General features: G+C 73.3%; 4 protein-coding genes. 1 reads left to right on the forward strand and 3 read right to left on the reverse strand.

Annotated features, from left to right (window positions below):
* Positions 1-24: 24 nt before the first annotated feature.
* From VQ03_RS11135 to VQ03_RS11145, 3 genes are all read right to left on the reverse strand, one after another.
* A complete protein-coding gene (locus tag VQ03_RS11135; RefSeq protein WP_048450941.1) occupies positions 25-402 on the reverse strand; it encodes a response regulator transcription factor in 378 nt (125 codons plus the stop codon).
* A gap of 89 nt (positions 403-491) precedes the next feature.
* Entirely contained in the window at positions 492-1,145 is a 654-nt protein-coding gene (locus VQ03_RS11140; protein ID WP_048450942.1) for a response regulator transcription factor, read from the reverse strand.
* Entirely contained in the window at positions 1,142-3,109 is a 1,968-nt protein-coding gene (locus tag VQ03_RS11145; RefSeq protein ID WP_053078506.1) for a PAS domain-containing sensor histidine kinase, read from the reverse strand. Before VQ03_RS11145 ends, VQ03_RS11140 begins: the two co-directional genes overlap by 4 nt.
* Before the next feature lie 591 nt (positions 3,110-3,700).
* Here VQ03_RS11145 and VQ03_RS11155 point away from each other — a divergent pair.
* Positions 3,701-13,231, forward strand: a complete 9,531-nt coding sequence (locus tag VQ03_RS11155; protein ID WP_048450944.1) for an Ig-like domain-containing protein — start codon at positions 3,701-3,703, stop codon at positions 13,229-13,231.
* Positions 13,232-13,468 lie beyond the last annotated feature (237 nt).

The raw sequence follows: 13,468 nt of genomic DNA on the forward strand, positions 1-13,468 counted from the left end.
CCCTCGGTGGGGGCCGGCTCCGCGTCAGTGGCCGGCATTCTCCAGGGCGCGCTGGAGCGACTGCTCCATGAGGTCTCCCCCGACCGGCTTCTCGAGAAACGCGAAGGCCCCGCTCGCGAGCGCGCGCCGGCGCAGGGCGTCGCTCGCGAAGGCCGTGACGACGATGATCGGGAGCGTCCGCCCCTCCGCCCGCAGGCGCTCCTGCAGCTCGACCCCGGTCATCCCGGGCATCTGCACGTCGGTGATCAGGCAATCGGGCGGTGAGCCCGGCCCGTCGCGCAGGAAGTCCTGCGCGCAGGCATAGGTCTGCGCCGCGTAGCCCAGGGAGCGCACCAGGCTCGCCGTGGCGGTCCGGACGGATTCGTCGTCGTCCACGATAGCGATGGTCGGGGGGTTGGACATCGTGTGCCTTGCGCCGCCAGGGGCCGGCTGCCCGAACGTGAGGAGCCGGTCCCCGATATGGACCCGCCGACGACGCTTTGAAATCATACTCAGGTTTGGGTGATCCCGAGCGCTTCGGCCATGCGGACGAGGTCGGCGAGCGAGCGGGCCGCCATCTTCTTCATGACGTTTCCGCGATGTATCTTGACGGTGATCTCGCTGAGATTGAGGTTGCCGGCGATCTGCTTGTTCATCAACCCTGCGGTAACCTGAGCCAGGACCTCCCGCTCGCGCGGCGTGAGCGTGTCGTAGGCCGTCCGGAGGGCTTGCAGGCCGGTGTCGCGGCTGCGGCGCTCCGCGTCACGGGCGAGGGCGGCCGCGACGGCGTCGAGCATGTCCTGGTCGCGGAACGGCTTGGCCAGGAAATCGACCGCGCCGGCCTTCATCGCCCGCACCGACATCGGGATGTCGCCGTGGCCGGTCATCAGGATGATCGGCAGGCGGATCCCGTGCTCCGCGAGCCGGGCCTGGAAGTCGAGCCCGCTGAGGCCCGGCATGCGCACGTCGACGACGAGGCAGCCCGGCGCGTCGGCGTGCCGCGCCGCCAAAAGCTCCGCTGCCAGGAACTCCGTCGCCGAGGCGTAGGTCACGGCGGCGAGGTCGACGGAGCGGAACAGGCCGGCCAGGGCCTCCCGCAGGTCCGCGTCGTCGTCCACCACGAACACCGTCGGCGCGAGGTGGGTTGGGTCGGCCTTGTGGATCACGGCGTCCCCTCCCCCGGTTCCTCCGCCGGCAGCAGCAGGTGGAACGTCGCCCCAGGCCCCGCCTCGGAGGTCCCAAGCCCCGCCTCGGAGATCCCGGGCCCCGCCTCGGAGATCCAGAGCCGGCCGCCATGGGCCTCGACCGTCGAGCGGCAGATCGCCAGCCCCATGCCCATGCCGTCCGGCTTCGTGGTGTAGAAGGGCTGGAAGATCCGCTCCCGCGCCTCCGGCCCGATCCCGTCGCCCGTGTCGGTCACGTCCACCCGCACCTGCCCGTCCTCCTGCCGGGCGGTCCTCACGGTGAGCACCCGCGCCCGGTCGCGGGTGGCCGCCATCGCCTGGATGCCGTTGACCATCAGGTTGATGACCACCTGCTGCATCTGCAGGCGGTCGCCGCGCACCCGCGGCAATCCGGGCTCGCTCCCGATGCGCAGGGTCACGGCGTGCCGCGCCAGCTCGCGGTCGAGGAGCTGCGCCGCCTCGCCGATCAGCTCGGGGAGAGCGAGGCTCTCGTGCCGCGTCGACGTCTTCTTCAGGAAGCCGCGGATGCGCGCCACGATCTCGGAGGCCCGCTTGCCGTTCGCCACGGCCCGGCCGAGGGCGTCCGTCGCCTCGCCGAGGTCGGGCGCGGGGCGCTTCAGCCAGCGCAGGGCCGCCTCGCCGTTCGTCACGATGGCGGCGAGAGGCTGGTTGATCTCGTGCGCCATGGTGGCGGTGAGCTCGCCCATCGTCGCCACGCGGGCCGCGTGGGCGAGGTCGGCCTGCACCGTGAGCAACGCCGCCTCCGCCTCCTTGCGATCGGTGATGTCGAGGGCGTGGACGAGCACGCAGCCGAGGTCGGAGGGGTCGGCCGGAAAGCTCACGCCGAACAGGACCGGGACGGTGGTACCGTCGAGGGCGCGCAGCTGCGCCTCGCCCTCGAAGGACCTGGCTCCGGCGGCGAGGGCCGCGAGGGCCTGCGGAAAGCTCTGATCGGTCTCGGGCAGGAGCGCGTCGAGGAGGAGCGTGTCGCGGGGGCCGAGCAGGGCCGCGCGGTCCGGGGCGCGCAGCATGCGCAACGTCGCGGCGTTCACGTCGACGATGGCGACGCGCCGGCGCTCCCGCGCCACGAGGCCCGGATCCGCCGCGCAGGCGGCGGCAAGGTCGTGGAGGCCCTCCTCGCGCAGCCGGTCGAGATCGGCCTTCACGGCCGACCAGTCCTGCTGGAGGATCGAGACCTGGGTGTTCTCGAAGATCGAGCGATAGCGCCGCTCGCTCGCGACGAGGCGGGCATGGGTCCGCTTGCGCTCGGTGACGTCGGTGTTGGTCTCCAGCACGGCGAGCGGTGCGCCCGCCGCGTCGCGCTGCAGCGCCCAGCGGCTCTCCACCGTGATGGCGGCGCCGGTGCTCACCCGCTGGACGAGCTCGCCCTCCCAGCGGCCGGTGCGGTGCAGCTCGGCCAGGATCTCCCCCTTCTCGGCCGGGAACTCCGTGCGCAGGAGATCGTGCGCGAGGCAGCCGACGGCCTCGGCGGCGGTCCGGCCATAGAGCGTCTCGGCGGCCGGATTCCAGAACGTGATCACCTCGCGCGCGTCGCGCACGAAGACCGCATCGTGGGTGAGATCGAGCAAGTGGGCCTGCTCGGCCAGGACCGCCGCGTCGTCCTTGTGGCGCAGCGCGAGCGCGGTAACGATTCCGATCGCCGCGAGGCTGACGAAGCAGCGCAAGAGCGGCGCGCCCGTTTCCTCCGGGCCGTGGGAGACGAGGTAGGCGGTCGCCGTGAGGGCGAGGCACCCGGCCGTGGTCAGGATCACGCCCCGCCGGCTGAATGCCCGGGCGGCGATCAGCACCACCACGACGTAGAGCACGGCGACCGCCCCCTCGACGGGCGAGAGCACGTCGACCAGGAAGACCCCGAGCGCGATCAGGAGAGCGGCGACGCGCGGGGCTGCCCCGGCGCCGGTCCCGGACCTAGGCGGCGCGCGCATCGCGGGCCCCGGTCGCCGGGTGGATCGGGCTCGCCCCGCAAACCGCGCCGCGCCCCGGCGCCGCAACGGCCGGCGATCGCCGCCCGAGGCCGTCCGCGGCGGCACGTGCCACGCCATGGCCCGCGGCCTTGCCCGCCGCCTGTCCTGCCCGGACCGGCACCGCCACGTCCATCCCCGCCTCCTCTCCGCGCCGTCTCAGCTGTTAGTCCTTAATCGGACCATGCCCCGCGCCGCGATCCTCCGAAATCATACGGAGGGATGATCCGGCCTCCTTCGGCACGCTCCCGTCGCCGTCCCGGCGCAGGCGTGAAACCAGCCTGTGCGCCGTCGCCGTCGAGACGAAATCCGCCCAAGCTTACAATCACGGCGTGCATCCCTGCCTGGCCGAAGGGGCCGGGAGCCGGCGCGACGAGGTGACGGAGCTCGGCTCCAACCCGCCGGCCGTGAACGGGATCGTCCCTCGACCAACATTTGATGGTGCCCGCTTAACCTGTGTTAACCATCGGCGATAACACCACAGGTTGTGGTCTTGTCGGCGCCCGCGCGGTTGCCACTATTGGTTGCAGTTCCACCAATCGGTTGTATCCGCCCATGGCTACGCAGACGTTCGACAGCTCCCTCGGCGTGTCCGGCAACCCCGTGACCCTCGGCGGATTCAACTACGCGTTCCGAAACACCAGCGGAGCCAATGCCGGGACCCTGCGCGTGGGGAGGTCCGGGCTGGGCGGGCTGCTCGGGCTCAGCGATCCGTCGCTCGGCCTGTCCGATGCCGCGGCGCGCGGCTATCTCTCGATCTCTCAATCATCCGGTACCGCGTTCGCCCTGGACAGCCTGGTGGTGGAACGCCTCCTGTCGGTGGCCGGCAACACGGTCTTCGTCGGCTATCGGAACGGCCAGCCGGTGGCGACCCAGGTGGCGAGCAACCTGATCGGCCTCGGCGACCAGACGGTCCGCTTCACGGATCCCGCCTGGCAGAACGTCACCGAGGTGCGCATCTACGCGCGCGATCTCCTCGACGTCGATATCGGCTTCAGCTTCAGCATCGACGACGTCGTGACCTCCCCGGCCGATACGACGCCGCCCCCCGCCCCGACGCTCACCGCGGGCACGGGCGCCACCGCCGACAACACGCCGACGCTCACCGGCACGGCGGAGGCCGGCAGCACGGTCACGATCGCGAACGGCACCACCGTCCTCGGCACGGTGACCGCGGGGGCGAACGGCACCTTCTCGTTCACCCCGACGACCCCGCTCGCCGACGGGACCTATGCCCTGACGGCGACCGCCCGCGACCCGGTCGGCAACACGAGCGCGCCCTCCGCGGCCATCGGCCTGCAGATCGACACGGTGGCGCCCGGAATCCCGACCTTCACGGCCGGCGGCGGGCTGACGAACGACGCGCGGCCGACGCTGACCGGCCGGGCCGAGGCCGGCAGCACGGTGATGCTGTTCAACGGCACCACGGCGCTCGGCACCGCGACCGCCGCGGCCGACGGAACCTTCACCGTCACTTCGGGCACCGCCCTGAGCCAGGGCACCTACAACCTGACGGCGACGGCCCGGGACGCGGCCGGCAATGTCAGCGCGGTATCCGGCGCCCTGTCCGTGACCATCGACACCATCGCCCCCGGCGTCCCGACCGTGACGGCCCCGAGCCTGACGAACGACGCGACCCCGACCCTCACCGGCACGGCGGAGGCCGGCGCGACGGTGACGCTATTCAACGGCACCGCCGTGCTCGGCACGACCACCGCGCTCGCCGACGGCACCTTCTCGTACACGCCCACCGCGGCCCTCGCCGACGGCACGGCGAGCATCACGGCCACGGCGCGCGACGCGGCCGGCAACGCCTCGAGCCCGTCCGTCGCCGTCAGCGTCACGATCGATACCGGCATCCCCGCCGCCCCGGCCTTCGACGTGCCCTCGCCCACGAACGATTCGACGCCCGCCCTCACCGGCACCGCGGAGGCCGGCAGCACCGTCACCATCAGCAGCGACGGGACCGTGCTCGGGACCGCCGTCGCCGGGGCCGACGGCATCTTCTCGTTCACGCCCGCCACCGCCCTGCCGGACGGCACCACCAGCCTGACGGCGACGGCGCTCGATGCGGCCGGCAACCTCTCGCCCGTCTCCGCCCCGGTGTCGCTGACGATCGACACCGCGCCCCCGGCCGTGCCGTCCCTGGCCACGATCCCGCTCACCAACGACGCGACCCCGACGCTGACCGGCACGGCGGAGGCCGGCAGCACGGTCACCATCCTCGACGGCACCACCGTGCTCGGCACCACGACGGCTCTTGGCGACGGCACCTTCTCGCTCACCCTGGCGACGCCGCTCGCCGACGGCACCACGAGCCTGACCGCGACCGCCCGCGACCTCGCCGGCAACCTCTCGGGCGCCTCGCCCGCCGCGACCGTGACGGTCGATACCGGCGCGCCCACCGCCCCGGTCATCACGCCGCTCGGCCCGACGAACAGCACCACGCCGACGCTGACCGGCACGGCGGAGGCGGGCAGCACGGTCGTCGTCCTCAACGGCACCACCGTGCTCGGCACCACGACGGCTCTCGGCGACGGCACGTTCTCGCTCGCCCTGACGACGCCGCTCGCCGAGGGCACCACGGCCCTCACCGCCACCGCCCGCGACGCGGCCGGCAACGTCTCGGTGCCGTCCGCGACCCTCACCGTCACGGTCGACGGGACGCCCCCCGGAGCGCCGTCCATCGATCCGCTCGGCCTGATGAACGACGCCACGCCGACGATCACCGGCACGGCCGAGGCCGGCTCCACCGTCACCATCAGCGGCAACGGCGGCGTGCTCGGCACGGCCGTGGCGGGCCCGCAGGGCACCTTCTCGTTCACCCCGACGACGGCCCTCGGCGAGGGCGTGACGAACCTAACGGCCACCGCCCGCGACCCGGCCGGCAACGTCTCGGCCGCCTCGCCGGCGGTGACGCTGACCGTCGATACCGCGGCCCCGCTCACGCCCACCCTGGCCTCGATCCCGCTCACCAACGACGCGACGCCGACCCTCACCGGTACGGCGGAGGCCGGCAGCACGGTCACGATCGCGAACGGCACCGCCGTTCTCGGCACGACGGTGGCGCTCGGCGACGGCACCTTCTCGTTCACCCCGGCGACGGCCCTCGCCGAGGGCGCGAACAGCCTCACCGCCACCGCCCGCGACGCGGCCGGCAACCTCTCGGGCGCCTCGCTCGCCGCCAGCGTCACGGTCGACACCGCCGCTCCCGCCGCGCCGACCCTCGATCCGGTGGTCGGCCCGGGCACCGACACGACGCCGACCATCACCGGCACGGCGGAGCCCGGCAGCACGGTCACGCTCTTCAACGGCACTACCGTGCTCGGCACCACGAGGGCGCTCGACGGCACCTTCTCGCTCACGCCGACCGTCCCGCTGCCGAACGGCACCTCCCAGATCACCGCGACCGCCCGGGACGCCGCCGGCAACCTCTCGGGCCTCTCGGCCGCCCTCCCGGTCTCCGTCATCAACGGCGTCGCGGACTTCCTGAGCGTCGACTACCTGCCGCCGACCAACGACGCGACGCCGACCGTCAGCGGCCTCGCCACCGCCGGCGACCTGATCACGATCAGCTTCGACGGCACGCAGGTCGGGACCGGGACGGCGCAGGCCGACGGGCGCTTCAGCATCGCCGTGGGGACCGCCCTCCCGGAGGGCGTGCGGACCCTGACCGTGGCCGCGACGGATGCGGACGGCACCGGCGCCGTGGCGACGGCGACGCTCGACGTACTGATCGACCTCACCCCGCCCGGGGCGCCGACCCTCGCGCCCCTCACCGGGCCGACCAACGACGCGCTGCCCGTCATCCGCGGCAGCGGGGCCGAGGCCGGCTCCACGGTGACGGTCACGGCAGGGTCCCTCGTCATCGGGTCCGCCCTCGCCGACGCCGACGGCAACTTCGCCGTCACGCCGAGCGCGCCGCTCCCGGAGGGCCAGTTCTCCCTCGAAGCCACCGCCCGCGACGTCGCGGGCAACGTCTCCCCTCCCTCGGACGCGGTCGCCCTGGAGGTCGACCTGACCCCGCCCGCCGTGCCGTCGGTCGACCCGCTCCGGCCGACCAGCGACACGACGCCGACCATCACCGGCTCGGCCGATCCCGGATCGGTCGTCCTGATCTCGGTCAACGACGCCGAGATCGGGAGCACGGTGGCGACCAGCGATGGCACCTTCGCGTTCACGCCCGCCGCTCCCCTGGCGAGCGGCGCGATCTCGGTCACCGCGACCGCGCGGGACGCCGCCGGCAACCTCTCGGCGGCCTCGGCGGCGGTGCCCGGTCTCATCGACACGACCCCGCCCGCCATCCCCGTCCTGACCACGGCGTCGGGCGCGATCGGTGACAACACCCCGACCATTACGGGGACCGCCGAGCTCGGCACGACCGTCGCGATCAGCAGCAACGGCACCGTCCTCGGAACCGCGCCGGTCGACCAGAACGGCCAGTTCTCCTTCACCCCGGCCCAGGCCCTGGCCGACGGGGCCGCCGTGATCACGGCGACGGCCTGGGACGCGGCCGGCAACGCCTCCGCCGCCTCCGCGGCGATCACGCTCGCCGTCGACACGGTGGCGCCGCCGGCCCCCGCCTTCACTATCGCCTCGGGCGCCACGACCGACAACACGCCCACCATCACGGGCACGGCCGAGGCCTTCGCATCCGTCACCATCTCCACGGCGGCCGGCACGCTCGGCACCGTGACGGCGGATGCCGATGGCGTCTTCTCGTTCACCCCCGCGGCGCCGCTCGCGGACGGGGCCTACATCCTCACCGCCACGGCCCGGGACGCCGCCGGCAATCTCGGACCGGCCTCCGCCGCGGTCACCCTCGGCATCGATACCGGCGTGCCGCCGGCCCCGACGATCGACCCGCTCGCGCCCGCGACGCGGGACAACACGCCCACCATCACGGGCACGGCGGAGGCCGGCGCGACCGTGACCGTCCTGAACGGCACCACCGTGCTCGGCACGGCGGTGGCGGACGGCACCGGCGCCTTCAGCGTCACGCCCGCGGCGCCGCTCGGCGACGGCACCTACACCCTCACGGCCACCGCCACCGACTTCGCCGGGCAGGTCGGTCCTGCCTCGGCACCGATCTCCTTCGACATCGACACCGCGGCGCCTGCCGCGCCGACGGTGACGAGCCCGGGCGGGGCAACCAGCGACACCACCCCGGAGATCACCGGCACCGGCGAGGCCGGCGCCACCGTCACGCTGTTCGACGGCACCACCGCCATCGGCACCGCCACGATCGGCCAGGACGGGGCCTTCACGGTCAGCCCGTCGACCCCGTTGGCGGAGGGGGCCCACAGCCTCACCGTCCAGCTCACCGACGCGGCCGGCAATGCCAGCGCGGCGACCGCCCCGCTCGGCGTCGTCGTCGACACGCTGCCGCCCTCCGCCCCCGTCATCACCACGGCGGGCCCGACAAACGACAGCACGCCGACCCTCACCGGCACGGCGGAGGCGGGCGCCACCGTCACCGTGAGCAACAACGGCGCGGTGCTGGGTAGCGTCGTGGCCGACGGCGACGGCACCTTCAGCTTCACGCCCGCCGAGCCCTTCGGCGAGGGCGCCAACCAGATCACGGCGGTGGCCCAGGACGCGGCCGGCAATGTCGGCCCGGCTTCCGCTTCCGTCACCCTCACCATCGACTCCGCGGCGCCAGGGGCTCCGACCCTCACGCCGGTGGCCGGCCCGACCAGCGACAACACGCCGACCCTCACCGGCACGGCGGAGGCCGGCACGACGGTGACGATCCTCAACGGCACCACCGTGCTCGGCACGGCGGTGGCGGACGAGACCGGCGCCTTCAGCGTCACGCCCGCGACGCCGCTCGGCGACGGCACCTACACCCTCACGGCCACGGCCACCGACGCCGCCGGCAATGCGGGCGGGGCCTCGGCCCCGGTGGTCGTCGCCATCGACACCGCGGCGCCCGCCGCGCCGATGGTGACGAGCCCCGGCGGCGCAACCGGCGACACCACCCCGGCCATCACCGGCACCGGCGAGCCCGGGGCGACGGTGACGCTCCTCGACGGCACGACGCCGATCGGGACGGCGGTGGTGGGGTCCGACGGCACCTTCACGGTCAGCCCGACCGACCCGCTCGCCGACGGGACCTACGGTCTCGCCGTGCAGCTCACCGACGCGGCCGGCAATGCCGGCGCGCCCTCGGCCCCCGTCAGCGTCGTCGTCGACACGCAGATCGATGCCGCGCCCGGGGTCGCCCTCACCGTCGACACCACGGCGGACGGGACCCTCAACGCCACCGAGGCCGCCGCGACGGCCTTCACGGTGACGGGCCTCGACGACGCCACCACGGCGGCGGCCACGTTCAGCGACGGCCGGGCGAGCGTGACGGTCACGGTCGGCGCCGACGGGACCTACGCGGCGGATCTCGGCGCGCTGGACGGGGCCGTGACCGCGAGCCTCCTCCTCACGGATGCCGCCGGCAACACCGCCACGATCGCCGGTCCGGCCTTCGCCCTCGACACCGCTTCGCCCGTCGGCACGGCCTTGGCCGACACGGCTGACGGCGCCGCGGTGGCCAGCTTCACCTACGGGTTGAGCTTCTCAGAGGCGGTCGTCAATGTCAGCCTCGACGACTTCGTGCTCACCGGCACGAACGGGGCGACCGGCACCGTCACCGGCATCGTCGGCTCGGGCAGCGCCTACACGGTGACGGTGGCGGGGGTGAGCGGCACCGGTTCCCTGACGCTGGCCCTCGCGGCGGGGTCCGACATCGCGGATTCCGCCGGCAACCGCGCCACGCTCGCGGCGGGAAGCCGCGACGTGATCGGCACCCCGCCGGTCCTGCCGGTGGTCACCGGCTACGGCGACGATACCGGCGTGCCGAGCGACGGCATCACCCGTGACACCACCCCGACCTTCACCGGCATCGGGGCTGCGGGGGCGTCGGTGACGCTCACCGCCGCGAGCGCCGCGGGCGCGGTCACGGCCACCGGCCTCGTCGCCGCCGACGGCACCTGGAGCGTCGCGCTGCCGAGCCTGGCGGACGGGGCCTACAGCGTCACGGCCAGCCTGGCCGACGCCGCCGGCAACCCGATCGGCACCTCGGACCCGTTCGCGCTCACCATCGACACCACCGTCGATGGCGGGACCGCCGCCACCCTGACGCTCGACGCGACCGCCGACGGCGTCATTGACGCGGCGGAGGCCGCCGCCGTCGCCTTCGCGGTGGCGGGGCTCGATTCCGGCACCAGCGGCAGCGTCACCTTCACCGACGGAATCCGCCGGACGAGCGTCGCCGTGGCGGCGGACGGCGCCTATACGGCGGACCTGTCGGGCTTCAGCGGGAGCGTGACCTCGACGCTCGTCCTCGGCGACGCGGCCGGAAACACGGCGACGGTCGCGGGCGGCACGCTGGTGCTCCAGGTCGGGCGGCCCGGCGCCCCGGTGGTCACGGGCTTTGCCGATGATACCGGCATCCCGGGCGACGGGCTGACGGGCGACACGACGCCGACGCTCTCAGGGCTGGCTGATCCGGGCAGCACGATCCGCGTCACCGCCGGCAGCCCGACGGGACCCGTCACGGTCGAGACCCAGGCCGATGCGGCCGGCGCGTGGTCGGCGACCCTGCCGGCCCTCGCGGACGGTCCCTACGCGGTCACCGCGGTGGCGATCGACGCCGCCGGCGCTGTCAGCGCGGTCAGCGACCCGTTCACCTTCGGGATCGACACCGCCGCACCCGGCGCCCCGGCGGTCACCGGCGGAGGCGGTGCGACCAACGACGCCACCCCGGCGATCACCGGCACCGGCGAGCCCGGATCGACGGTGACGCTCCTCGACGGCACGACGCCGATCGGGACGGCGGTGGTGGGGCCCGATGGCACCTTCACGGTCAGCCCGACCGACCCGCTCGCCGACGGGACCTACGGTCTCGCCGTGCAGCTCACCGACGCGGCCGGCAATGCCGGCGCGCCCTCGGCCCCCGTCAGCGTCGTCATCGACACGGGCGCGCCGGCCGCCCCCGTCCTGACGGGAGCGACGGGTCCGACCAACGACAGCACGCCGACCCTGGCCGGGACCGCCGAGCCCGGGACGACCGTCACCATCCGCAACGGCGACACCGTGGTCGGGACCGTGGCGGCGGGCGGCGACGGAACGTTCAGCTTCACTCCGACCGCGCCGTTGCCCGACGGGAACTACGGCCTGACCGCGACGGCGACCGACGCGGCCGGCGTGACCAGCGCCCCCTCGCAGCCCGTCAGCCTGACCATCGACACCGCCGCGCCCGGCGCCCCGGTGGTGACCGGCGGGGGTACGACCAACGACTCCACCCCGGCGATCACCGGCACCGGCGAGCCCGGATCGACGGCGACGCTCCTGAACGGCACGACGCCGATCGGGACGGCGGTGGTGGGGCCCGACGGCACCTTCACGGTCAGCCCGACCGACCCGCTCGCCGACGGCACCTACGATCTCGCCGTGCAGCTCACCGACCCGGCCGGCAATGCCGGCGCGCCCTCGGCCCCCGTCAGCGTCGTCATCGACACCGCCGCACCTCCCGCTCCCGTGGTCGGCAATGGCGGTACGGACGGTGAGATCGCGCCGGTCGTCACCGGCATCAGCGAGCCCGGATCGACGGTGACGCTCCTGAACGGCACGACGCCGATCGGAACGGCGGTGGTGGGGCCCGACGGCACCTTCACGGTCAGCCCGGACGACCTGCTCCCGCCCGGGACCTACAGCGTCGCCGTGCAGGTCACCGATCCGGCCGGCAATGTCGGTGCGCCCTCACCGGTCGTCGACATCGTGGTGGCACCGGCCCCGTTCGCGTTCACCGAGGGGGACGACGTGTACACCGACGGCGATGCGGGCAGCGATCTCGCGGCTCTCGGCGGCAACGACATCGTGGACGGTGCCGGCGGCGACGACTGGATCCGGGGCGACGCCGGCGACGACCGGCTCATCGGCGGCACCGGCAACGATACGATCGACGGCGGGACCGGCAACGACACGGTGTTCGGCGATTTCGGCGCCGACCTGCTCTTCGGTGGGGACGGCGACGACTTCCTCGATGGCGGGGTCGGCAACGACATCGTCGAGGGCGGTGCCGGCGACGACACCATCGTCAATTCGCCCGGCGACGACATCCTGCTCGGCGGCCGGTCCCTGACCGGGCCCACCGGCACCGACACCCTGGTGTTCAATTCGGCCCTCGCCGACACCATCGTCACCCGCGACGGCGCCTACACGCTGATCGTCGGGCCGGAGGGCCAGGACCGGATCACCGGATTCGAACGCCACCTCTTCACCGATGCGACGGTGGTGACCGCCGACGGCCAGCCGCTCGTCGACGACCTCTTCTACCTCGCCAACAACAAGGACGTGTTCGAAGCCGGCCTGGATGCCGACGACCATTACGCCGCTTACGGCTGGAAGGAGGGCCGCGACCCGAATCTCCTGTTCTCGACGACCGGCTACCTCGCCGCCAACCCGGACGTCCTGGCCGCCGGCATCAACCCGCTCCAGCACTACGCCGAGTATGGCTGGAAGGAAGGCCGCGACCCCTCGGCGAGCTTCGACAACGAGCTCTACCTCGCCCGCAACCCGGACGTGAAGGAGCTCGGGCTCGACCCGCTCGCGCACTACATCGCGTACGGCCAGGGCGAGGGACGGCCGATCTACGACGCGATCGGCCGTAAGGACGACCTCGCCGCGCATCCGGGCTTCGACGCCGAGTACTACCTCCTGTCCTACGGCGACGTGGCCCAGGCCGCGACGACCTCCGGCAAGGATCCGTTCGCCTATGCCTACGATCACTACGAGACCTATGGCTGGAAGGAGGGCCGCAACCCGAACGCGGTGTTCGACACCGAGGGCTACCTGAACGCCTATGCCGACGTGAAGGCGGCCGGGATCGACCCGCTGATGCATTACGACCAGTATGGCTGGAAGGAGGGCCGCGACCCCTCGGCGGAGTTCGACACCACGTCGTATCTCGGGGCCTACGGCGACGTCGCCCAGGCGAAGCTCAACCCGATGCAGCATTACCTGCAATACGGTGCGCTCGAGGGCCGCGCCACCTTCGGCGACACCACCTTCGGCGGCGGCACCACCGGGTGATCGCTCGCGAAGGCCGAGGGAAGCGCTCGACCGCCCCGCGGTCGGGCGCTTCTTCATGATACCGCCGCGCCTTCGAACAGATCCGTTCGAAGGCGCAAGGCAAGCCCGAACGGGCGCCGGCGCCGATGCGCCGGACGCCTTCGCATCGACGTGTCGATGCGAAGGCGCGGAGATATGAGACGTCGGATTCCTGGGATGTCGGATTCCTGGGACGCCGGATTTCTGGGACGCCGGATC

This window comes from Methylobacterium tarhaniae (assembly GCF_001043955.1).
GTDB classification, from domain to species: domain Bacteria; phylum Pseudomonadota; class Alphaproteobacteria; order Rhizobiales; family Beijerinckiaceae; genus Methylobacterium; species Methylobacterium tarhaniae.

Coding starts and splice junctions, on each gene's coding strand:
- VQ03_RS11155 (WP_048450944.1), top strand. CDS start 3,701: ATGGCTACGCAGACGTTCGACAGCTCCCTCGGCGTGTCCGGCAACCCC.
- VQ03_RS11145 (WP_053078506.1), bottom strand. CDS start 3,109: ATGCGCGCGCCGCCTAGGTCCGGGACCGGCGCCGGGGCAGCCCCGCGC.
- VQ03_RS11135 (WP_048450941.1), bottom strand. CDS start 402: ATGTCCAACCCCCCGACCATCGCTATCGTGGACGACGACGAATCCGTC.